This window comes from Roseovarius sp., from assembly GCF_965228755.1.
Lineage (GTDB): Bacteria > Pseudomonadota > Alphaproteobacteria > Rhodobacterales > Rhodobacteraceae > Roseovarius.
Window position 1 is genome coordinate 149,497 of record NZ_CBDDIG010000009.1, and the last position, 22,571, is coordinate 172,067.

Sequence of the window (22,571 nt, forward strand, 5' to 3'; positions counted from 1 at the left end):
TTTTGGAAAGATGAAGGGGCGAAGATGGGCAGCTACATCCTCAAGCGACTTGTGTCGGCCATCCCGGTCCTGCTGGGCATCACGGTCATCGTCTTCCTGATCATGTCGCTCATACCCGGCGACCCGGCCACCGCGATCCTCGGCTCCTACGCCACGCCCGAGAACGTGGAAAAGATCAACCGCGACCTCGGCCTCGACAAGCCGATGGTGCAGCGATACTTCGTCTGGCTCGGCAACATGCTGCAGGGCGATTTCGGCCGCTCCTTCTCATTGAACCGCCCCGTCCTCGACGAGGTGCTCGAACGCTTCAACGCCACCCTCGTGCTGGCCGGCACCAGCTTCGTGCTCTGCTCGATCCTCGGCATCCTCGCCGGCGTCGTCTCGGCCGCCCGGCAATACGGCTTCGCCGACAAGGCGATCACCTTCACCGTGCTGATCGGCATCTCGGTGCCCTCCTTCTTCCTCGGCATGATGATGATCCTCCTCTTCGCGGTGAACCTGAAATGGCTGCCGGTCTCGGGCATGTACGCCATCTATGGCGGTGGCGACCTGCCCGACCTGATCCGCCACCTGATCATGCCCGCCCTCGCCCTCTCGGCCGTGGCCACCGGCGTCATCGCCCGCCTCTCCCGCTCGGCTATGCTGGAAGTGCTGCGGCAGGACTTCATCCGCACCGCCCGCGCCAAGGGCGTGCCCGAGCGCAAGGTCATCATGGGCCACGCGCTCCGCGCCGCCATGGTCTCGATCATTCCTGTGCTCGGCATCCAGGCCGGTTTCGTCCTCTCGGGCGCGGTCTATATCGAGATCGTCTTCCAGTGGCCCGGCGTCGGCCGGATGCTGGTCGACGCGATCCTCACCCGTGACCTGCTGCTGGTGCAGGGCGGCGTGGTCTTCGTCGCCGCCTGCTACGTGCTCTTCAACATCGCGGTCGATGTCGCGCAAAGCCTTCTCGACCCGAGGATCAAGACATGATGGCCTTCCTCAAGCTGCTCTTCCGCAACCGGCTTGCGGCCATGGGCGCGGTCGTGCTGGCATTCATCGTGGTGCTGGTGATCCTCACCCCGATCCTGCCGCTGCAGAACCCCGACATCACCGCTACCGCCGACCGCTTCAAGCGGCCCTTCACCGATGGGCACCTGCTGGGCACCGACCATCTTGGCCGCGACCTTCTCAGCCGCCTGCTCTGGGGCACCCGGCTTTCCCTCGCCGTGGGCGTGGCGGCCGCCGTGCTCGCCGCATTCTTCGGCTCGGCCATCGGCATCACCGCCGGCTATTTCGGCGGCAAGGTCGACAACATCTTCATGCGCGGCGTCGACATGCTGATGGCCTTTCCCTACATCCTGCTGGCGCTGGCCATCGTCGCGGCCCTCGGCCCCGGCCTGATGAACGCGCTCATCGCCGTGGCCGCCGTCAACGTCCCCTTCTTCGCCCGGAACATCCGCGGCATCACCGTGGGCCTTGCCGGGCGCGAATTCATCGACGCGGCGCGCCTGGCCGGCATGGGCCACACCCGCATCATCCTGACCGAGCTTCTGCCCAATGTCCTGCCGGTCATCATCATCGCCATGTCGACCACCGTGGGCTGGATGATCCTTGAAACCGCGGGCCTCTCCTTCCTCGGCCTGGGCTCCCAACCCCCACAAGCCGATCTCGGCTCCATGCTGGGTGAGGCGCGCTCGGCCCTCATCTCCCACCCGCACACCTCCGTCGTGCCGGGGATCATGATCTTCCTGATCGTCATGTCCATCAACCTCCTCGGCGACGGGGTGCGCGACGCGCTCGACCCGCGCCTGCGCTCGGGCGCCCTCTCGCGCCCGCTGCCCACCACGCTGGTCAACCGCAAGGGCACTATCCCGGCGGCCACCGACGACCTCCTCGCCATCCAGGAGCTGGAAACCCAGTTCCACGTGGGCAAGCGCATCTACAAGGCCGTCGGCGGTGTCTCTCTCGCCGTGAAACCGGGCGAATGTCTCGGCGTCATCGGCGAATCCGGCTCGGGCAAGTCGGTCACGGCGCTGTCGGTCATGGGTCTGGTCGCCTCTCCTCCCGGGGTGATCACGGGCGGCGCGGTGCGCTTCCAGGGCGAAGATCTTGTCGGTGCGCCCTACGAGAAGCTGCGGCAGAAACGCGGTGACCGCGTCGCCTACATCTTCCAGGACCCGCTCTCGACCCTGCACCCGCTCTACAAGGTGGGCCAGCAGCTGGCCGAGGCGATCCAGTCGCACCACAAGCTGTCGAACTCCGAGGCCCGCACCCGCGCCATCCAGCTTCTGAAGGACGTGCGCATCCCCAACGCCGAAAGCCGTGTCGACAACTACCCGCACGAGATGTCGGGCGGGATGCGCCAGCGCGTCGGCATCGCCATGGCGCTCGCCAACGAACCCGATGTCATCATCGCCGACGAGCCCACGACGGCGCTCGACGTCACCGTGCAGGCCCAGATCCTGTCGCTGCTCGACGACCTGCGCCGCGAACGCGGGCTCGCCATCATCTTCATCACCCACGATTTCGGCGTGGTGGCCCAGCTCTGCGACCGGATGGCGGTGATGTATGCCGGCCGCATCGTCGAGGAGGGGCCGACGAACACCGTGCTCTCGCACCCGCTCCACCCCTACACCCGGCGCCTGATCGCCTGCGTGCCGGAACTTGGCGAAGGCCGGCGCGAGCTGGCCGCCATTCCCGGCCTGCCGCCGGTGGTCGACGACCTGCCGCCCGGCTGTGCCTTCGCGCCCCGCTGCGAAAAGGCCCGCGACGAGTGCCGGCAGGGCGACATCACCCTCGACCGCTCCGGCGCCCGCGCGGTCCGCTGCCTCTACCCCGAGGATACGCTATGACGGTACATCGCACCGACGTAATACCGACAAAATACCGACGTTATACCGACGTTGGATTTGACCCCGATCCGGAGGGCCTCGCATGACCGCCCTGAAAGTCGAAAACCTCGCCAAGACCTTCCCGCTGAAAGGCTCGCTTTTCCGCCCCGCCCGCGACGGCGTCCGCGCCGTGAGACCGATGAGCTTCTCCGTCGAGCCGGGCGAAACCCTTGGAGTCGTTGGCGAATCCGGCTGCGGCAAGTCCACTTTGGCGCGGATGCTGGTCGGTCTGCTGGAGCCGTCCGAGGGTCATATCGAGATCGAGGGCAAGGCCCTCGACAACGCCGACCCCGCCCAGTTCGGCAAATTGATCCAATATGTCTTCCAGGATCCCAACAGCAGCCTCAACCCCCGCAAATCCATCAAGCAGATCATGGAGGCACCCCTTAAGCGCCTGTATAATATGCCAAAATCGGACCGCGAAAATCGCATCCGCGAGATCTTCGCCTCCGTCAACCTGCGCGAAGAGTTCCTCGAACGCTACCCCCACGAATTCTCCGGCGGCCAGGCCCAACGCATCGGCATCGCCCGCGCCCTCGCCGCCAATCCCCGCATCATCATCCTCGACGAACCGGTCTCGGCGCTCGACGTCTCGGTGCAGGCGCAGGTGCTGAATTTGCTGGCCCGGCTGAAGGAAGAGTTCGGCCTGACCTACCTCTTCATCACCCACGACCTCGCCGTGGTCGAGGCGGTCAGCGACCGGATCATCGTGCTCTATTTCGGTACGGTGGTCGAGGTGGGCAAGGCCGAAAAAATCTTTGCAAACCCCCGTCATCCCTATACAAAATTGCTGGCCGACAGCGCCCCCGTCGTCGGCCGCGCCCTCACCGCGCCCGAGCAGAAAGGCACCGAACTGCCCGACCCGCTCGACCCGCCGCCGGGCTGCGCCTTCGCCGGCCGCTGCCCCCGGGCAACCGACCTGTGCCGGGCCGAGGAGCCGGAGCTGAGACCAATGGGAGAGGACCAACTTGCCGCCTGCCACCACCCCCTCGAGGCCATCGAAGGCTGAACCGAAGCTCAGCCGGCCCGTTCAGGTTGCCGAGGCGATCAAGGAGTGGGTGGTCGACCAGGGGCTTCAGGCCGGCGACCGCCTGCCGGCCGAGGCGGAGCTGATCGAGCGTTTCGGCATGGCCAAGAGCACCATCCGCGAGGCCATGCGGATACTGGAGGCGCAGGGCCTGATCAAGACCCGCACCGGCCCCGGCGGCGGCAGCTTCATCCACGAGGTCAGCCGGCAGCGCGCCAAGGCGCTATTGGGAAATTACTTTTATTTCAAGGACCTGACCATCGGTGACATCTACCAGCTTCGCCTCGCATTGGAGCCGGAGCTGTCGGCTTCGCTGGCCGGAAAGCTTGACGAGGCGGTGCTGCAACAGCTCGAATCCCACCTCGCGGACTATGCCGAACCGGCCGCCACGCTGGAGGAGGAACGCCAGCAGCACGTGGCCTCCCTCCGCTTCCACGCCATTCTCGCCGAGCAGGCTGGCAATCCCCTTTTGGGCTTCGTGATCGACTTCATGGTCAACCTGCTGACCGACCTGACCGTCTATCGCCGGCTCTACTCCCCGCCCAATCTCGAGCTCTGGAAACAGGGCCGCGCCCACCAGCTAGACCTGGTTCAGGCGCTCCGCTCGGGCGACGCGGAGCGCGCCCGCGCCGTCATGACCGATCACATGCAGACGGCATGGACCCTGATGCGCGGACAGGAAGTCGAGATGCGGAACCGGTTCATTTCCGAATAGGCCGAAACCGGTTTATCCGCCTGAAATCGCGTGACATTTCCGCCTTTTTCAAACGCTCATCGTTGCCGCCACGGCCCGCTTCCAACGATCGTACTTGGCCTTGCGCGTTTCCGCCTCCATCCGCGGCTCGAACCGGCGGTCGAGCGCCCATTCGCGGGCGAACCCTTCCTGATCGGGGTAGAGCCCGGCCTTCATCCCGGCCAGCCACGCCGCCCCCAGCGCCGTCGTTTCCAGCACCTTCGGCCGATCCACCGGCGCATCCAGGATGTCGGCCAGGAACTGCATCGCCCAGTCCGAGGCACTCATCCCGCCATCCACGCGCAGCACCTCACCCGCGCGGTCTTCCGTCCAGTCGGCGGCCATCGCCTCCAACAGGTCGCGGGTTTGGAACCCCACGCTTTCCAGCGCCGCGCGGGCAAACTCCGCCGGGCCGGAATTGCGCGACAGCCCATAAATCGCCCCCCGGCAATCGGCCTTCCAGTATGGCGCGCCGAGCCCGGTAAAGGCCGGGACCAGAACGACATTCTGGCCGTCATCGGCGCGTTCCGCCAGCGGCTGCGTCTCCGACGCCTCGCGGATGATCTTCAACCCGTCGCGCAGCCACTGCACCACCGCGCCCGCGATGAAGATCGACCCTTCCAGCGCATAGGTGGGCTTGCCATCGAGCTGGTAGGCAATCGTCGTCAGAAGCCGGTTCTTCGAAGTGACCGGCTCGTCCCCGGTGTTCATCAGGGCGAAACACCCGGTCCCATAGGTCGATTTGAGCATGCCCGGCGAAAAGCACGCCTGCCCCACCGTCGCCGCCTGCTGATCGCCGGCGACGCCAAGGATCGGAATCTCGCGACCGAACAGGTCGGCCCGGGTCTTGCCGAAATCATCCGCGCTGTCCCTGACCTCGGGCAGCATGTTCATCGGGATGTCGAGCAGGTCGCAGATCGACTGGCTCCACCGCCCCTTGCGGATGTCATAGAGCAGCGTCCGCGCGGCGTTGGTGGCGTCGGTCGCATGCACCGCGCCGCCCGTCAGTTTCCAGATCAGGTAGCAATCGACCGTGCCGAAAAGCAGCTCGCCCTTCTTGGCCCGCGCCTTCGCGCCGTCGACGTTCTCGAGGATCCAGGCCAGTTTCGTGCCTGAAAAATATGGGTCGAGCAGAAGCCCTGTCCGCTCGGAAATCATCTCTTCGTGGCCAGCCTCGCGCAGCTTTTCGCAGGTGTCAGCGGTGCGGCGATCCTGCCAGACGATGGCGCGGTGCACCGGCTCGCCCGTCTCGCGGTCCCAGACCAGCGTGGTTTCGCGCTGGTTGGTGATGCCGATGGCGGCAATGTCGGCGGTGCGGATGCCGGCGCGCTCGATCACCTCGCGGCAGGTGCCGGCGGTCGTGGCCCACAGGTCAGCCGGGTCATGCTCGACCCAGCCGGAGGCGGGGAAATGCTGTTCGAATTCCTCCTGCGCGGTGGCGCGGATGCGCATCTCGCGGTCGAAAAGGATCGCGCGGCTGGAGGTCGTGCCCTGGTCGATGGCAAGGATATGGGTCATGGCGTTCTGTCGCGTTCTGAAAATCTGACCGTAGCGGAGGAATCGCCAGGGAAAAAGCGCCGGGGCCCGAAGGCCCCGGCTGCCCGGCTCATTCCTGCCAGGACTTGATCAGCTCGTCATAGGACACCGTTTGCGGCTCTTCATCCTCGTTTTCGAGGGCCGCTTTCGGGGCGCCCGGCTGGCTCAGCCAGTGCTCGGGGTCCATTTCCTCGTTCATCTTCGGACCGAGGTCACCCTGCACGCCGGCGCGTTCCAGACGCTCCAGCACACGCTCCTGGTCGGCGCAGAGGCTGTCGAGCGCTTCCTTGGGCGTCTTCGCCCCCGACATTGCGTCGCCGATATTCTGCCACCAGAGCTGTGCCAGCTTGGGGTAATCCGGCACGTTGGTGCCCGTGGGCGACCACCGCACGCGGGCGGGCGACCGATAGAATTCCACCAGGCCGCCCAGCTTGGGCGCGCGGTCTGTGAAGCTCTGGTCGTTGATGGTCGACTCGCGGATGAAGGTCAGGCCGACATGGCTTTTCTTCACGTCCACCGTCTTGGAGGTGACGAACTGGGCGTAAAGCCACGCCGCCTTGGCACGATCGACGGGCGTCGATTTCATCAGCGTCCACGAGCCCGCATCCTGGTAGCCGACCTTCATGCCTTCTTCCCAGTAGGCGCCGTGCGGCGAGGGGGCCATGCGCCATTTCGGCGTGCCGTCCTCGTTGAGCACGGCCTCGGCCCCGTCGCCCACCATGGCGGCGGTGAAGGCGGTGTACCAGAACATCTGCTGGGCAATCGCGCCCTGCGCCGGCACCGGCCCGGCTTCGGAGAAGGTCATCCCGGCCGCTGCGGGCGGCGAGTATTTCTCCAGCCATTCGATGGCCTTGGTCACGGCATAGACGGCGGCCGGGCTGTTGGTGGCCCCGCCCCGCGCGACGCAGGAGCCCGTGGGCTGGCTGTTCTCGTTCACCCGGATGCCCCATTCGTCGACCGGCAGGCCGTTGGGTTCGCCCTTGTCGCCCATGCCGGCCATCGACATCCACGCGTCGGTGTAGCGCCAGCCAAGCGAGGGGTCTTTCTTGCCGTAGTCCATGTTGCCATAGACTTCCTCGTCGACGCCCATGTGGCTGAGGTCACGGCCGGTGAAGAACTCGGCGATATCCTCGTAGGCCGACCAGTTGACCGGAACGCCGAGGTCGTAACCGTATTCTTCCTTGAAGTCGGCCTGGTTCTTCTCGTCCTGGAACCAGTCGTAGCGGAACCAGTAGAGGTTGGCGAACTGCTGGTCGGGCAGCTGGTAGAGCTTGCCGTCCGGCCCGGTGGTGAAGGACGTGCCGATGAAGTCGTCGATGTCGAGGTTCGGGTTGGTCACGTCCGCCCCTTCGCCCGCCATCCAGTCGGTCAGGTTGCGGGCCTGCTGATAGCGCCAGTGGGTGCCGATCAGGTCGCTGTCGTTGATGTAGGCATCGTAGATGTTCTGGCCCGACTGCATCTGCGTCTGCAGCTTCTCGACCACGTCCCCCTCGCCGATCAGGTCGTGGGTGACGTTGATCCCGGTGATGGCGGTGAAGGCCGGGGCGAGCACCTTGGATTCATACTCGTGCGTCGCGATGGTTTCCGAAACCACCTTGATATCCATGCCCTGAAACGGCTCGGCGGCATCGACGAACCATTGCATCTCTTCTTCCTGTGCCGCCCGGTCGAGCGAGGAGAGGCCGTCGATCTCGGAATCGAGAAACTCGTTGGCCTCCTCCATGCCGGCGATGGCTGCCCCGCCCGTCAGGCAGAGCGCCGTGGCCAGCGCGGTGGTCGTTCGTAAGGTCAAGTTCATGTGATCCTCCCATTTTTCGAACTTGGTCGTCGTGAAGCGGTCCCCGTATCCTCTGCGCGGGGCCGCCGGTTTCGCTCAGCTACACCCAGCGGAAGACCGCGGCGGCATAGGCAAGGCAAACGATGAGCGCGTAGGGCTGGTTGGTGCCGATGAGGCCCAGCCACGCGATGTTGATGAAGGCCGACCCGAGCAGCGTGATGAACAGCCGGTCGCCGCGGGTCGTCTCGATCCGGAGCACGCCGCGCTTGGGCGTTTCCGGATAGCGCGCCGCGAGGATCGTGAAGACCACCAGCAGCAGCCCGATGATCCCGAAAAAGGCGGCGGTCGGCCATGTCCATGCCATCCAGGTCATGCGACGTCTCCCTTATACTCGGCCCAGGGCAAAGCCCTTGGCGATGTAGTTGCGGACGAAATAGATCACCAAGGCCCCCGGCAGGATGGTCAGCACACCGGCGGCGGCCAGCACGCCCCAGTCCAGCCCGCTGGCGCTGACCGTGCGGGTCATGGTGGCGGCGATGGGCTTGGCCGCGACGCTGGTCAGCGTGCGCGACAGGAGCAGCTCCACCCACGAGAACATGAAGCAGAAGAACGCCGCCACCCCGATGCCCGAGGCAATCAGCGGCATGAAAATCTTCACGAAGAAGCGCGGGAAGGAATAGCCGTCGATATAGGCGGTCTCGTCGATCTCCTTCGGCACGCCGCGCATGAACCCCTCGAGGATCCAGACAGCCAGCGGCACGTTGAAGAGGCAATGCGCCAGGGCCACGGCGATATGCGTGTCGAAGAGGCCGACGCTGGAATACAGCTGGAAGAACGGCAGCGCGAAGACGGCGGGCGGCGCCATCCGGTTGGTCAGCAGCCAGAAGAACAGGTGCTTGTCGCCGATGAACTGGTAGCGCGAGAAGGCATAGGCGGCCGGCAGCGCCACGGTGACCGAGATCACCGTGTTCATCACCACGTAGATCATCGAGTTGACATAGCCCATGTACCAAGACGCGTCGGTCAGGATGGTCACGTAATTCTCAAGCGTGATGTTCCGCGGCCAGAGCGTGAAGGAGCCGAGGATCTCGGCATTGGTCTTCAGGCTCATGTTCACCAGCCAGTAGATCGGCAGCAGCAGGAACAGAAGGTAAAGCACCATCACCACGGCCGAGCCGTTCACACGGATGCCGCTGCGGGCTTTGCCCGTGGCCCGCGGGGCGTTGGCGGTTGCGTCGGCCATGGCTCAGCTCCCTTCCTTGTCGAGATTGGTCATGACCGTGTAGAACACCCAGCTGATCAGCAGGATCACGAGGAAATACATAATCGAGAAGGCCGCGGCGGGCCCGAGGTCGAACTGGCCGAGCGCCATTTTCACGAGGTCGATGGACAGGAACGTGGTGGCGTTGCCAGGGCCACCCCCGGTGACCACGAAGGGCTCGGTATAGATCTTGAAGCTGTCCATGAAACGCAGCAGGATCGCGATGGTCAGAACCCCACGCATCTTCGGCAGCTCGATATAGCGGAACACCTTCCAGCGGCTTGCCTGGTCGATCTTGGCGGCCTGGTAATAGGCGTCGGGGATCGAGACCAGCCCGGCATAGGCCAAGAGCGCCACCAGCGATGTCCAGTGCCAGACATCCATGATGATGACCGTGGCCCAGGCATCGAAAATGTCCTGCGTGTAGTTGTAGCGGAACCCGAGCTGGTCGAGCGTATGGCCCAGCAACCCGATATCGACGCGGCCGAAGATCTGCCAGATCGTGCCGACCACATTCCACGGGATCAGCAGCGGCAGCGACATCAGCACGAGGCAGACGGAAACCCACACGCCCTTGCGCGGCATATTGAGCGCCACGAAGATGCCCAGAGGCACCTCGATGGCAAGGATGATGGCCGAGAAGACAAGCTGTCGCTGCAGCGCTTCCCACATCCGGTCGCTTTCAAGAAGTTCGCGGAACCACAACAGCTTGTCGTCGAGCGGGAAGAATTCGCCCGCAAAGGTGTCCTGCACCGCGTAGTTGACCACGGTCATCAGCGGGATGACGGCCGAGAAGGCCACTAGCACCAGCACCGGCAGAACGAAGAGCCACCCCTTCTGGTTGACGGTCTTTTCCTGCATCACGCGGCCCTTCCGTGGTTGTCCTGCGGCGCCACGCGCCACTCGTCGGCGTAGACGTTGACGCCCCCGGGGTCGAACTCGATGCGGGTCATGTCCGGCCCGATCTCGGTGCTCTCTCCGGCGATCACATTGATTTCCGTGCCGAAACACTCGGCCCGCACGATCTTGTGGCGGCCCACATCCTCGACCCGGCGGATCTTGACGGGCAGGCCGCCGCTGTCGGACAGGCGCACGTATTCCGGCCGGACCCCAAGCGCCACCTGCCCCGCGGGCGTGCCGTAAGCGTTGGCAAGCTCGATCTCGGTGCCGTTGACGTAGGCGCGATTGCCCTCGACCTTCGCCGGCAGCACGTTCATGCCCGGCGAGCCGATGAAGTAGCCCACGAAGGTATGCTCGGGCGTCTCGAACAGTTCCTGCGGCGTGCCGATCTGGATCACCCGTCCGTCATGCATGACCACCACCTTGTCGGCGAAGGTCAGCGCCTCGGTCTGGTCATGGGTGACGTAGATCATCGTGTGCCCGAACTGCTGGTGCAGCTGCTTGAGCTGGGTGCGCAGCTCCCACTTCATGTGCGGGTCGATCACGGTCAGCGGCTCGTCGAAGAGGAGCGCGTTGACGTCCTCCCGCACCATGCCGCGGCCAAGGCTGATCTTCTGCTTGGCATCCGCGGTCAGACCTTGGGCCTTGCGGTCGAGCGTGTCCTCCATGCCGATCATCCGCGCGATTTCCTGCACGCGCGAGGCCACGTAACTGGCTTCGGCGCCACGGTTTTTCAACGGAAAGGCAAGGTTTTCGCGCACCGTCATCGTGTCGTAGACCACCGGGAACTGGAAGACCTGCGCGATGTTGCGTTCTGCCGTCGGCGCCTGGGTCACGTCGTTGTCGTCGAACAGGATGCGGCCCTGGCTCGGTTCCAGCAGGCCGGAAATGATGTTGAGCAGGGTGGACTTGCCGCAACCCGACGCGCCAAGCAGGGCATAGGCCTCGCCATCGTTCCAGTCGTGGTTCAACTCCTTCAGCGCGTAATCATCCGGACCACCCGGGTTGGGCAGGTACGAGTGGGCGAGATTGTCGAGCGTGATCTTTGCCATGTCTCTCTCCTCTCACGCGGCCTGGGCATAGGCCGCGGGGGCGACAAGCTGTCCGCCCTCGCTGAAAACGTAAACGTGCCGCGGCTCGAGATAGACCTTCAGCCCCTCGCCCAGCGTGATGTCGTGCACCCCGTGGATCAGCCCCACCCAGCGCTCGCCATGATGGTCGAGGTGGATGAAGGTTTCCGAGCCGGTGATCTCGGTCACCGCCAGGCGCGTCGAGAATTCCAGGGCATCCCCGACCTCCGTCCTGATATCGAGGTGATTGGGGCGGAAGCCGGCGATATAGCGGCCGTCCTCCAACTGTGCGAGCTTGCCGGTCGCGCTGGCCGACTGGCCCTCGCCGAACATGATCCGGTTGCCGGTTTTCGATATCTGCAGGAAATTCATCGGCGGGTCCGAGAACACGCGCGCGGTCTCCATGTCGACGGGGCGGCGATAGACCTCCGGCGTCGGCCCGAACTGGGTGACACGGCCTTCCCACAGCGTCGCGGTATTGCCGCCGAGCAGTAGCGCCTCCTCCGGTTCGGTGGTGGCGTAGACGAAGATCGAGCCGGACTCCTCGAAGATCTTGGGGATTTCCTGCCGCAACTCCTCGCGCAGCTTGTAATCGAGGTTGGCCAGCGGCTCGTCGAGCAGCACGAGGCCCGCGTTCTTGACCAGCGCCCGCGCCAGCGCGCAGCGTTGTTGCTGGCCGCCCGACAGTTCCAGCGGCTTGCGGTCGAGCAGCGGCCCCAGCTTCATCAGGTCCGCCGTCTTGCGCACCGCGGCGTCGATCTCGCTGGCAGGTATCCGTTTGAGCCGCATGGGAGAGGCGATGTTCTCGTAGACGGTCATCGACGGGTAGTTGATGAACTGCTGGTAGACCATGGCGACGCCACGATCCTGCACGCGTTTGCCGGTCACGTCTTCGCCGTCCCACAGGATGCGCCCCGTCCACGGCGCGTCGAGCCCGGCCATCAGCCGCATCAACGACGTCTTGCCCGCCAGTGTCGGCCCCAGCAGGACATTCATCGTGCCCTTCTCTAGCGTCAGGTCGGTGGGGTGGATATGCACCTGCCCCTCGACTTGCTTCGACACGTTTTCCAGAACCAGGGTCATTGGTCGTCCTTGTGTTTCATTCCGCGGCTTTCGTCGCATGGTTGTTTGGCTTGGCGTCGCGCATCCACCGATCAAGCGCGGCGACCTGTTCCCCGGTCATCCGCAGGCCCAGCTTGGACCGGCGCCAGACCACATCCTCGGCCTCGCGCGCAAATTCCTTGTCCATCAGCCAGCGCACCTCCCGCTCGGTCAGCGTCGCGCCGAAATCGCGGCCGAGGTCTTCGGCGGATGCCGCCTCGCCGAGCAAGATGCACGCCTCGTCGCCGTAGGCGCGCGTCAGACGCCGGGCCCAGAATTCCGAAAGGAACGGGTAAGCCGCGCGCAGGTCGGCCACCAGTTGTTCGACCTGGCCCACCTCGAAATCGCCGCCGGGCAAGCGGGCAACCGCGGTCCAGCGCCCGATAAGGGCGGGGAAAAACGGCGCGAGCTGCTCCATCGCGCTTTCGGCAAGGCGGCGATAGGTGGTGATCTTGCCGCCGAAGACATTCAGCAAGGGGGCGCCGTTGTCGTCGACCTTCAGCACGTAGTCGCGCGTGGCGGCGGTGGCCGATTTCGCCCCGTCATCGTGGAGCGGACGAACGCCGGAATAGGTCCAGACGATATCCTCGCGGGTCACCGGACGTTCGAAATATTCCGACGCGAAGGCGCAAAGATAGTCCTGTTCCTCGGGCGTGCAGACCGGTGGCTCCGAAGGGTCGCCATGGTCGGCATCTGTGGTGCCGATCAGGGTGAAATCCGTCTCGTAGGGGATGGCGAATATGATCCTGCCGTCCTTGCCCTGGAAGAAATAGCACTTGTCGTGGTCGTACAGCTTGCGGGTGACGATATGGCTGCCACGCACCAGCCGAACACCTTCGGAGCTGTTGAACGACGCGACCTCCTCGATCACCTTGCCGACCCAGGGCCCGCCGGCATTGACGAGCGCGCGGGCGTGGCGTGTCGACTGCCGGCCGCTGTCGCTGTCTTCCAGCGTGATCGCCCACAGATCGCCCTCGCGCCGTGCCTCGACCACCTTGGTGCGGGTCAGGATTTCCGCCCCCATCTCGGCCGCGTCGCGCGCGTTGAGAACGACAAGGCGGGAATCCTCTACCCAGCAATCGGAATATTCGTAGGCGCGCCGGAACTTCTGCTTGAGCGGTGCGCCCTCGGGCGTGCCATCAAGGCTCAATCGGGTCGTTCCGGGCAGGATTTTCCGCCCGCCCATGGTGTCATAGAGAAAAAGACCGAGCCGAATGAGCCAAGCAGGTCGGCGCCCCTTCATCCACGGCATGAGCGTTTCCAGCACCTTCGAGGTCGGCGTACCGCTTTCGAAGCGCATGTCCTTGTGCCACGGCAGCACGAAGCGCAACGGCCAGCTGATATGCGGCATCGCCCGGAGCAGGATTTCGCGTTCGACCAGCGCTTCGCGCACAAGCCGGAATTCGAAAAACTCCAGGTATCGCAGGCCGCCATGGAAAAGCTTGGTCGAGGCCGAGGAAGTTGCCGAGGCAAGATCGTTCATCTCGGCCAGCGTGACCGTAAGGCCCCGGCCTGCCGCATCCCGAGCGATGCCGCAACCGTTGATCCCCCCGCCGATGACGAAAAGATCACGCACATCGGCCTCGTGCGGCGCTGATTCCACCGTCGGTCTCCTCCCGAATTCGGGCCAAACGAACCATAGCGATGCGCGTTATGTCAATTTATATTTTCGTTTATGTTCGTATTTGTGAGTGATAGGCTCGTATCCATGGGAACGCGCCCACCGCAATTCGGAAGCGCGGAGCAGGAGGAATAGCCCATGTCTCAGACGTTTCGGCATCCGGACATTCTCGAAATCGCCCGGCGCGAGGGGAAGGTCGTGGTCGAGGATCTGGCCGAGCGGTTCGGCGTGACCGTGCAGACCATTCGCCGCGACCTGACCGAGCTGGCCGATGCCGGCAAGCTGGAACGGGTGCATGGCGGTGCGGTCTTGCCCTCCGGCGTGTCCAATATCGGCTACGAGGACCGGCGCGGGCTGAACGAGGATGCCAAGCAGCGGATCGCCCAGGTCTGCGCGAAGGAGATCCCCGACAACGTGTCGGTCTTCCTCAATATCGGCACCTCGACCGAGGCGGTGGCGCGCGAGCTGCGCCATCATCACAACCTGATGGCCATCACCAACAACATGAACGTGGCCAACATCCTTGCCGGAAACTCGGATTGCGAGATTATCGTCGCGGGCGGTGTCCTGCGCCGGTCGGACGGGGGTTTGGTGGGCAACCTGACCACCGCGACGATCGAGCAGTTCAAGTTCGACTTTGCCGTGATCGGCTGCTCCGCGCTGGATGGCGATGGCGACCTGCTCGATTTCGACTTTCAGGAGGTGAAGGTCAGCCAGACGATCATCCGGCAGGCCCGCAAGACGTTTCTGGTGGCGGACCATTCCAAGTTCCAGCGCCATGCCCCTGCGCGGATTGCCTCGCTGAAGGATATCGACACGTTCTTCACCGATCGCGCAATCGGGTCGAGCCTTGTCGCGAAATGCCGGGAGTGGCAGACGAACGTCGTCTTGTGCGACTGAGGCTGCTCGAGCTGTGCATTGGCGGACATCCAGTGTGTCCCCATGCGCAGATCACCCGCTCCGGCGGTAAACGGCATGCATCGGCCCTTGCAAACCCGGGCCTGAATCTATCTTAGTTCGCGTACTCCAAGCCTCGCACCGTGTCTTTGGGTGCGTTTCGCTGGAAAGAAAGGTTCACCATGTCGCTGCTTTCCCGGTGCCCCGTCGCATTCGTCGCAATGCTATCCTGCCTGGTTTCGCCCGCGCTGGCGCAAGAAGAGCGCCCGCCGGCGACCGTTACCGTCGTGACCGTCGCGCCCGAGGCCGTGACGCTGACATCGACATTGCCCGGGCGCGTGGCGGCCTCGGCGCAGGCCGAAGTTCGACCGCAGGTCAATGGCATCATCACCGAAAGGCTGTTCGAGGAAGGCGCCCAGGTGGAACTGGACGCACCGCTCTACCGGATCGACGCGGCCAGCTACGAGGCCAGCGTGCAGCAGGCCCGGGCCAGTGTTTCTCAGGCCGAGGCCCAGCTGGGCGCCGCTGAACGGGAGGCGGAGCGCCTGCAGGAACTGCAGGCGCGCAACGTCGCCTCCGAACAGGCGCTGGATGATGCACAGTCGACGCGCGACGCGGCGGCGGCGGCGCTCGAACTGGCCAAGGCACAGTTGAACGCGGCCGAGATCGAGCTGTCGCACACCACGATCCGCGCCCGTCTGTCGGGTCGCATCGGCCTGTCACAGACCAGCCAGGGCGCGCTCGTCACGGCCAGCCAGGCCGAACCGCTGGCCGTGATCCGCAGGATCGACCCGGTCTATGTCGACGTGACGCAATCGGCCTCCGACCTGCTGCGCTGGCGCCGCGGGGAAACGGAGAGGGAGCTTGCCGACGCCGACAGCACCGTGCGGCTGACCCTCGCCGACGGGTCGGAATATGATCACACGGGGCGTCTGCAGGCGGCCGAGCCCAACGTGAACCCGCAGACCGGCGTGGTGACCCTGCGCCTGCGGTTCGACAATCCCGATCTGCTGTTGCTGCCGGGCATGTATGTCCAGGTGGAGATGCCGGTCGATGTGGCCGAGAACGCCATTCTCGTCCCGCAGGAGGGTGTGGTGCGCGACCGTCGCGGGCGGCCCAACGCATGGGTCGTCAATGCGGAAGGCGTCATCGAGGAGCGCCCGCTGACCATCCTGCAGGATCGCGGCGACGACTGGGTGGTGAGCGAGGGGCTGGCGGCTGGCGACAGGGTCGTCGTGGAAGGGTTCCAGAAGGCCGCGCCCGGCGCCCCCGTGACACCGGAAGAACGCGCCGAAGATCCGGCACAGGCGCAATCGGAATAACGGGCGGACACGGGGAGCGCTTGGCATGGCACGCTTTTTCATCGACCGTCCGGTCTTTGCATGGGTCATCTCGATCCTGATCATGGGGATCGGGATCCTTGCCATTCGGCTACTTCCCATTGCCCAGTATCCGCAGATCGCGCCGCCTTCGGTCACCATCAACGGCACATATCCGGGGGCCTCGGCCAGCACGGTCGCCAACACTGTCACCCAGGTGATCGAACAGCAGATGACGGGCCTCGACGGGCTGCGGTACTTTTCGTCCAATTCCACGTCTGCCGGCAGCGCCCAGATCACGCTGACCTTCGAGACAGGCACGGATGTCGATATTGCCCAGGTCCAGGTTCAGAACAAGCTCAGCAGGGCAACACCACTCCTGCCTGAAATCGTGCAGCGCCAGGGCCTGACGGTCGAGAAATCCTCGGCCGGTTTCCTGATGGTGGTCGGCCTCATCTCGACCGACGGCAGCCTCGAGCAGGTCGACCTTGCCGATTACATGGTCACCAACCTCGTCGACGAGCTCAGCCGGATCCAGGGGGTCGGCTCGGTCAACGTGTTCGGCGGGCAGTACGCGATGCGCATCTGGCTCGACCCGGCCAAGCTCGCGGCGTTCGAGCTGACGCCATCCGATGTCGTCTCTGCCGTCTCGGCCCAGAATGCCCAGATCTCGGCCGGCGCCTTTGGGTCGCGGCCAACGGTCGACGGCCAGCAGCTTAACGCCACGATCACGGCGCAGTCCCTGCTCAGCACGCCGGAAGATTTCCGCCAGATCGTGCTGCGGGCGGAAACCGATGGCGGGCTCGTGCTGCTCGACGACGTGGCGAGGGTGGAGATTGGCGCCGAGAACTATGCCACCATCGCGCGGTTCAACGCCAACCCGGCCTCGGGCATGGCGATCAGCCTCGCCCCCGGCGCGAACGCGCTGGACACGGCCGAGGCGGTGAAGGCCCGGATGGCGGAATTCGCCAGGTTCTTCCCCGAAGGCGTGGATTACGTCATCCCCTACGACACCACGCCCTTCATCGAGATCTCGATCAAGGAAGTGGTGAAAACCCTGTTCGAGGCCATCGGCCTCGTCTTCCTCGTCATGCTGCTGTTCCTGCAGAACCTGCGCGCCACCCTGATCCCGACGCTGGCCGTGCCGGTCGTGCTTCTCGGCACGTTCGGCGTGCTTGCGGCGGCGGGTTTCACGATCAACACGTTGACCATGCTGGCGATGGTACTGGCCATCGGCCTTCTGGTCGACGATGCCATCGTGGTGGTGGAAAACGTCGAGCGTATCATGGAGGAGGAAGGCCTCTCTCCGCGGGAGGCCACGCACAAGTCCATGGGCCAGATCACCGGCGCGCTGATCGGGATCGCGATGGTGCTTTCGGCCGTCTTCGTGCCGATGGCGTTCTTCCCCGGCTCGACCGGGGTGATCTACCAGCAATTCGCCATCACGATCGTCTCGGCCATGGCGCTTTCGGTTGTGGTCGCCCTGACCCTGACACCGGCGCTGTGCGCCTCGATGCTGAAGGCCAAGAGCCATGGCGAACGGCGCGGCTTCTTCGGCCTGTTCAACCGGGGGTTCAACGGTCTGACCAATGGCTATACCGGCACGGTGCGCTGGTCCGTCCGGCGCCCCTTCCGGGTCGGCCTTGTCTACCTCGCGCTGGCCGGGGCGATGGCGCTGCTGTTCCTGCGCACGCCGACAGGGTTCCTTCCGGACGAAGACCAGGGGATCCTCTTCACCCTCATTCAGGCCCCCACGGGCGCCTCGGCCGAACGCACGCTCGATGTGCTGGAACAGGTGGAGAACTACTACCTCACGCAGGAGGAGGGCGTCGTCAAATCCATGTTCGGCGTGGTCGGGTTCAGCTTCGGCGGCAGCGGCCAGAACATGGGCATCGCCTTCGTGCAGCTCGAGGATTGGGACGATCGGAAAGAGCCGCAGCAGAGCGTTCAGGCACTGGCGGGCCGGGCCTTCGGGGCGTTCAGCCAGATCCGTGATGCGATGGTCTTCCCCGTGGTGCCACCTTCGGTCATCGAACTCGGCAACGTCTCGGGCTTCGATTTCTACCTGCAGGCCCGCGAGGGCCAGAGCCATGCCGACCTTGTCGCCGCACGCAACCAACTGCTCGGCGCTGCCGCGCAAAGCCCGCTGATCGCTTCCGCCCGCCCCAGCGGGCTGGAGGATGCCGCACAGTTCAACCTCGACATCGACTGGCGCAAGGCCGGCGCGATGGGCCTGACACCCACCGATGTCGGCCAGCTTCTGCAGATCGCGTGGGCCGGCACCTACGTTAACGATTTCGTCGACCAGGGCCGGATCAAGCGCGTCTATGTCCAGGGCGAGGCAGAGGCCCGCGCGACGCCCACGGATATCGACAAGTGGCGGGTCCGCAATGCCAGCGGCGGGTTGGTTCCGTTCTCGAACTTCGCGGAAGGGGGCTGGGAATACGGCGCGCAGGGGCTGTACCGCTACAATGGCGTCCCGTCGATCCAGATCCAGGGGTCGCCCGCGCCCGGCGTGACAACCGGCGAGGCGATGGCCGAAATGGAGCGGCTGGTCGCAGGGCTGGGGCCCGGTTACGACGCGGCCTGGACCGGCCTTTCACTGGAAGAACGGCAATCGGGCAGCCAGGCGCCGCTGCTGTATGCCCTGTCGCTGGCGGTGGTGTTCCTCTCGCTCGCCGCGCTTTACGAAAGCTGGTCGATCCCCTTCGCGGTCATGCTGGCCATGCCGATCGGGATCCTCGGGGCCTTGACTGGCGCCTGGCTGGGCGGGTTCGAGAACGGTGTCTTCTTTCAGGTCGGCCTGCTGACGGTGATCGGCCTGACCGGAAAGAACGCCATCCTGATCGTCGAGTTCGCACGCGAAAGGCACGAGGCCGGCGAGCGAGTCATCGACGCCGTTGTCACCGCCGCGCGTCAGCGGTTCCGGCCGATCATCATGACCTCGATGGCCTTCTCGCTGGGTGTTCTGCCGCTGGTTCTGTCATCGGGCGCAGGCTCGGGCGGGCGGAATGCCATTGGCTCCGGCGTGTTGGGCGGTACGCTGTCGGCCACCATCCTCGGGGTGGTTTTCGTGCCGCTGTTCTTCATGATCGTGACCCGGCTGTTCCGCCGGGGACGGCAGCAGTTCGAGTAGCCGCCGACGCCCGTCTCAGCGCAGCCCGGACCGAGCGATCTCGACCACCAGCTTGCGCACGGCCTGGCCGCGTGCCTGTGCAATTCCGGCCACGGTGTCGATACCGCTGATCGGCACCGTCAGGTCGAACAGGCGGGCCCGGTCACGGCCGGTTTCGGACGAGACGAAATACTGCCCGGCCAGACGGAACGTGCCGTTGCTTTGCGCGAGGATATCCTCGATCCGCACCTCGACTCGCGCCTGGGCCGGTTCCTCGAACGGCCACGGTTCCGACGCCACCTGCGCGCCGGTCACCTGCGCCAGCTGACGCGAGATTTCCAGCGTGATCGCCCGGCTCGGATCATCGGCCCAGAGCAGCCCCTCGCGGCTGTTCAGAAGCCCGGCCTCGTCCGCGACATAGATCTCCTCGGCGGAGGCATAGCTTGGCAGGGACACCTCCCGCAACTCGACGGTGCGATAGGATATCGCCATCTTCTCGGCCACCTGCGCCTTCGGGATGGCCACGCGCTGTGGCGGCGGGCCACCGCAGGCGGCAAGAACAGGAAGGGTTAGAAGGAGAAGGGAAAGAATACGCTTAGGCATGAGGATCAACGCCCTGTCAGAAGTGAATTGGGATTGCGTTCGATGGCGCGGGCCAGCGAGGCGACGGCCTTGGCCGCCTTCTGGATTTCGGAAAGCGCATCGCGCGCCTCGCGCCCGAGGCCGTTATCCGCGCGATAGCCTTCCAGCGTCGCCCGGGCCTGGGTCAGCACCCGGCGCGCGTCGGCGATGAGATCGGGAAGATCACGGCCCGCCTCGGCGATGGTATCCGCCGCCTCACTAGCGGAATCGAAGGCCGACGACACGTTCTCGACCACACCGCCTTCGCGCAGCTCCGTCATGATCGCGCTCAACTCTGACAATGCACCGTTGAGCTTGCCCGGAAGCGCCTTGGCCTGTTCGCTGCCCAAAAGGGCGTCCGTCGTCTGGATGAGCTCGGTAAGCTCCTCGGCCATTTCCTGAAGTTCGACCTCCTGGGCCTTTGCCGCCACCGCATTCAGCCGGTCGACCAGTTCCGGCACGCCCTCTACCGCCGTGGAGACACCCTTGGCCGCGTCGGAGGCATTATCCACGGCGGTGGCCAGCTTGTTCGCCACCGCGGCTTCGTTGAACTGGGTGACCGTCTTGTCAAGTTCCGCAATGAGCGCCTCGAGCCGGCCGGGCAGTGCCTGGACCTCCTCGGAGCCGACCACCTTGCGGGCGTCGCCCAAAAGGTTGTTGAGGTTCTCGGGCACGCCGCGCACGTCCTCGCTGGCCAGCAGCGCCCGGGCCTCCTCGAAAAGCTCCGTGGCCGAGACCATGACCTCTTCGATCGGCAAGGCGTTGATGCGTTCGAAAACGCCCTGCGCGGTGGCCGACACGTCGGTAATGTCACTCTCCGCCGTGGGCAGGTAGTAGGTCCCCTGCTCCCCTTGGACGAGCGTGGTGGGCTCGGCGTCCGGGTCGTCGACCAGTTCGATCTTCAACCCGCCGGTCAGGATCGAGGCCGAGGCAAGCCGGGCCCGAAGCCCGTCTTTCACCCGCTCCCGGAAATACTCGAGGGCCTCGTCCGATCCGGCTTCCTCTCCAAGGCCCAGTCGGCCGGCCTTGATCGACAGCGAAACGACAAGGCGTACCCGGTTGTCCCCGAATTCTTCCTCGTCGATGATCCCGTTGAGGGCGGTGACCTCGCCAATCTTCAGCCCGTTCATTTCGACCGGCGCATCGGTCGTCAGACCGCCGATATTCTCGGAAAAGACCACGGACAGGGGAAGTGCTTCGCCTTCGTCGGCCGCAAACAGGCTTGTCCGGGCGGCCGATTCCTCGGGGTAGACTGTAAAGGTGGTGTCCGGTTCGACCGGGTCGCCGCCCGAGACCATAGTCTCGAAAGTCACGCCGCCGGCGACCAACGAAGCCACGGAACTGAATTCGAGCGCAGCGCCGCCCGGCCCGAGCGAGAAGGTAAAGCCCGACGTATCCCAGAATCGCGTGGCGGAACTGACAAGCTTGTCATGCGGCGCGAAGATCATCGCCTCCGCCTGGGCCGAAGAGCCGTCTTGCGTGATCGAGGGTTTGCCGATCCGCCCCACGGTCACGCCGCGATAGAGGATCGGCGTGCTTTCGATCAGCGACGCGCGGCCCGACGCGCGAAGCGTCAGGCGCAGGCCCTCCTGGCCGTGCCGTTCGAGCGGGGCGTCGGGCAGCCCTTCGAACCGGCCCACGTAACCGCCCGGCTGGTCATCCCACAGGCCTTCGATGTAGACGCCCGAAAGCACGGTGTTCAGCCCGGTCACCCCTTGCGTCGTAACCTGCGGCCGCACCACCCAGAAGCGCGCCTCGTCATCAATGAAAGGCGCCACGTCCTTGTCGATACGGACCGATACCAGCACCCGGTCCAGTCCTTGGGTAAAGCCCACCTCCTCGACCAGGCCGATGGCGACGTCGCGATATCGCAGCTCGGTCGACCCTTCCTTCACCCCGGCGGCGTCCTCGAAACTGATCTGAATGACCGGCCCCCGGTCGGCATAGCCACGCCATGCGATGAAAAGCACCACCAGTAGCGCGGCCAGTGGCACGATCCAGACGATCGAGATCCGGTCCATCAACCCGCGGCGCGCCGATGTGACAGGGGCCTCCGGGGGGGTGTCGGCGTCAGTTGCCACGTGCGAGTATCCTCCTTCGGCGGGGGATGCGCCCCGGCCGCCTTCGGGCCATTCCGTCCGAGTTTGTATCCCATATCAAGCGGCTATCGAAACTTTGCGCGGATAGCATCGTAAAAATCACAGACAGGGCGAAGAACAGGCTGGCGCGGCCCGGCGTGATGGAGGCAATCGTCTGAAGCTGGACGAGCGATGACAGGATGGCCACGACGAAGACGTCGATCATCGACCATCGTCCGATGTATTCCACGATCTCGTACAGAATATGGCGCCGGCCCTGCGTGGCACGCGGCCCATACCACACCCCGACGGCGAGACCGGCCAGCACGACGAACTTGGCGACGGGAATCAGAACGCTGGCAATCAGGATGATGGTCGCAACGCCCCAGTTTCCGTCATGGGCCAGCTCGACGGCACCACCGACGATCGTGTCGCTTTGCGAGCTGACCAGCGTCTTGGTCTCGAGCATGGGATACAGATTCGCCGGGATGTAACAGCCCAGCCCCATCAGCCACCAGGCCCAGACCTTCTGAAGCGAATAGGGATCACGCGACCTGAGCGTATGGCCGCACCTGGGACATCTCGCCGTGCCACGGGGCGAGACGCGCATGCACTCGGTGCATGTGACAAGGCCCATCTCGC

Annotated in this window: 18 protein-coding genes; 7 read left to right on the forward strand and 11 right to left on the reverse strand. The window is 65.0% G+C overall.

Features of this window, described 5'->3' with window-relative positions; translation table 11 throughout:
* Window positions 1–24 precede the first annotated feature (24 nt).
* The 4 genes from ACO07J_RS17085 (at window position 25) to ACO07J_RS17100 (ending at window position 4,615) form a co-directional block, all read left to right on the forward strand.
* The gene (locus ACO07J_RS17085) at window positions 25–972 is read left to right on the forward strand and encodes an ABC transporter permease (protein WP_422031148.1); all 948 of its coding nucleotides are present in this window, start codon (window positions 25–27) and stop codon (window positions 970–972) included.
* The gene (locus tag ACO07J_RS17090; protein WP_422031416.1) at window positions 972–2,834 is read left to right on the forward strand and encodes a dipeptide/oligopeptide/nickel ABC transporter permease/ATP-binding protein; all 1,863 of its coding nucleotides are present in this window, start codon (window positions 972–974) and stop codon (window positions 2,832–2,834) included. The genes ACO07J_RS17085 and ACO07J_RS17090 overlap by 1 nt, the downstream gene beginning before the upstream one ends.
* An 82-nt stretch (window positions 2,835–2,916) precedes the next feature.
* The gene (locus tag ACO07J_RS17095) at window positions 2,917–3,882 is read left to right on the forward strand and encodes an ABC transporter ATP-binding protein (protein ID WP_422031150.1); all 966 of its coding nucleotides are present in this window, start codon (window positions 2,917–2,919) and stop codon (window positions 3,880–3,882) included.
* Window positions 3,842–4,615, forward strand: a complete 774-nt coding sequence (locus ACO07J_RS17100; RefSeq protein WP_422031152.1) for a FadR/GntR family transcriptional regulator — start codon at window positions 3,842–3,844, stop codon at window positions 4,613–4,615. The genes ACO07J_RS17095 and ACO07J_RS17100 overlap by 41 nt, the downstream gene beginning before the upstream one ends.
* 48 nt (window positions 4,616–4,663) lie before the next feature.
* Here the strand turns inward: ACO07J_RS17100 and glpK are convergent, their stop codons facing one another.
* The 8 genes from glpK to glpD form a co-directional block, all read right to left on the reverse strand.
* Window positions 4,664–6,151: a glycerol kinase GlpK gene (gene glpK, locus ACO07J_RS17105; RefSeq protein WP_422031154.1), complete on the reverse strand. Its 1,488-nt coding sequence runs from the start codon at window positions 6,149–6,151 to the stop codon at window positions 4,664–4,666.
* Window positions 6,152–6,239: 88 nt separating this feature from the next.
* Window positions 6,240–7,967 (reverse strand): ABC transporter substrate-binding protein, encoded by a 1,728-nt coding sequence (locus ACO07J_RS17110; RefSeq protein ID WP_422031156.1) that lies wholly within the window; start codon window positions 7,965–7,967, stop codon window positions 6,240–6,242.
* 79 nt (window positions 7,968–8,046) lie between these two features.
* Complete coding sequence (locus tag ACO07J_RS17115) at window positions 8,047–8,319, reverse strand: DUF2160 domain-containing protein (RefSeq protein WP_422031158.1); 273 nt, start codon at window positions 8,317–8,319, stop codon at window positions 8,047–8,049.
* A 12-nt stretch (window positions 8,320–8,331) separates the two neighbouring features.
* A complete protein-coding gene (locus tag ACO07J_RS17120; protein ID WP_422031160.1) occupies window positions 8,332–9,189 on the reverse strand; it encodes a carbohydrate ABC transporter permease in 858 nt (285 codons plus the stop codon).
* 3 nt (window positions 9,190–9,192) lie between these two features.
* Window positions 9,193–10,068, reverse strand: coding sequence for a carbohydrate ABC transporter permease (locus tag ACO07J_RS17125; RefSeq protein WP_422031162.1), 876 nt, complete (start codon window positions 10,066–10,068; stop codon window positions 9,193–9,195).
* Window positions 10,068–11,159 carry an ABC transporter ATP-binding protein gene (locus tag ACO07J_RS17130; protein WP_422031164.1) on the reverse strand — a complete coding sequence of 364 codons (1,092 nt, stop codon included), beginning with the start codon at window positions 11,157–11,159 and terminating at the stop codon, window positions 10,068–10,070. The genes ACO07J_RS17125 and ACO07J_RS17130 overlap by 1 nt, the downstream gene beginning before the upstream one ends.
* Before the next feature lie 12 nt (window positions 11,160–11,171).
* Entirely contained in the window at window positions 11,172–12,260 is a 1,089-nt protein-coding gene (locus tag ACO07J_RS17135) for an ABC transporter ATP-binding protein (RefSeq protein ID WP_422031166.1), read from the reverse strand.
* Between the two features lie 16 nt (window positions 12,261–12,276).
* Window positions 12,277–13,881, reverse strand: coding sequence for a glycerol-3-phosphate dehydrogenase (gene glpD, locus ACO07J_RS17140; protein WP_422031168.1), 1,605 nt, complete (start codon window positions 13,879–13,881; stop codon window positions 12,277–12,279).
* 156 nt (window positions 13,882–14,037) lie between these two features.
* Between glpD and ACO07J_RS17145 the strand changes: the two genes are divergently transcribed.
* From ACO07J_RS17145 to ACO07J_RS17155, 3 genes are all read left to right on the forward strand, one after another.
* The gene (locus ACO07J_RS17145) at window positions 14,038–14,799 is read left to right on the forward strand and encodes a DeoR/GlpR family DNA-binding transcription regulator (protein ID WP_422031170.1); all 762 of its coding nucleotides are present in this window, start codon (window positions 14,038–14,040) and stop codon (window positions 14,797–14,799) included.
* 179 nt (window positions 14,800–14,978) lie between these two features.
* On the forward strand, window positions 14,979–16,118 hold the full coding sequence (locus tag ACO07J_RS17150) for an efflux RND transporter periplasmic adaptor subunit (RefSeq protein ID WP_422031172.1): 1,140 nt from the start codon (window positions 14,979–14,981) through the stop codon (window positions 16,116–16,118).
* Window positions 16,119–16,143: 25 nt separating this feature from the next.
* Entirely contained in the window at window positions 16,144–19,251 is a 3,108-nt protein-coding gene (locus ACO07J_RS17155; RefSeq protein WP_422031174.1) for an efflux RND transporter permease subunit, read from the forward strand.
* 15 nt (window positions 19,252–19,266) lie between these two features.
* On the opposite strand, the gene ACO07J_RS17160 is transcribed toward ACO07J_RS17155, so the two are convergent.
* The 3 genes from ACO07J_RS17160 to ACO07J_RS17170 form a co-directional block, all read right to left on the reverse strand.
* Window positions 19,267–19,755 (reverse strand): PqiC family protein, encoded by a 489-nt coding sequence (locus ACO07J_RS17160; protein WP_422031176.1) that lies wholly within the window; start codon window positions 19,753–19,755, stop codon window positions 19,267–19,269.
* A gap of 83 nt (window positions 19,756–19,838) precedes the next feature.
* Window positions 19,839–21,932, reverse strand: a complete 2,094-nt coding sequence (locus tag ACO07J_RS17165; RefSeq protein WP_422031178.1) for an MlaD family protein — start codon at window positions 21,930–21,932, stop codon at window positions 19,839–19,841.
* The gene (locus tag ACO07J_RS17170) at window positions 21,922–22,566 is read right to left on the reverse strand and encodes a paraquat-inducible protein A (protein WP_422031418.1); all 645 of its coding nucleotides are present in this window, start codon (window positions 22,564–22,566) and stop codon (window positions 21,922–21,924) included. Before ACO07J_RS17170 ends, ACO07J_RS17165 begins: the two co-directional genes overlap by 11 nt.
* Window positions 22,567–22,571 lie beyond the last annotated feature (5 nt).